General features: G+C 56.6%; 1 protein-coding gene. It reads right to left on the bottom strand.

Annotated features, from left to right (window positions below; translation table 11 throughout):
- A partial coding sequence (locus AAC147_RS03195; protein ID WP_047685597.1) for a phosphopantetheine-binding protein occupies window positions 1-482 on the bottom strand: 482 nt, incomplete at both ends.

A 482-nucleotide genomic window follows, 5' to 3' on the forward strand; every position in this document is an offset into this window, starting at 1 on the left:
ACAATATGGTCAATATCCGCCTGTGTTAAATCCACCAGCGGTAACATGGCCGGGGTCAGTTGCTGTGTTGCGGGAGTAATCACATTGGGCGGGATTTCGATGGTCTGATACCGTCCCAATGTTTGTGCCAGCTCGGACAATACCGGCGACCGGAACAAATCCCGCACCGTCAGTGCCAATCCCTGCTGACGCAGGCGCTCAATCATGCGCACCGCCAGCAGAGAGTGCCCCCCTAGCGCAAAGAAGCTATCATGACGGCTGACCTGTTCCATGCCCAGTAATTCACGCCAAATCGCCGCCAGCATCATTTCGGTTTCTCCCTGCGGGGCTTCATATACCTGCCGGGCAAAGGCGTCTGCATCTGGTATCGGCAATGCCCGATGATCCAGCTTACCATTCGGTGTCAACGGAAACGCGTCCAGACGCACGAAGGCCACCGGCACCATATAATCCGGCAAAACCGCACTCAGGTGGGTACGCAG

Source organism: Xenorhabdus sp. NBAII XenSa04, from assembly GCF_963866145.1.
Classification (GTDB): Bacteria; Pseudomonadota; Gammaproteobacteria; order Enterobacterales; family Enterobacteriaceae; genus Xenorhabdus; species Xenorhabdus indica.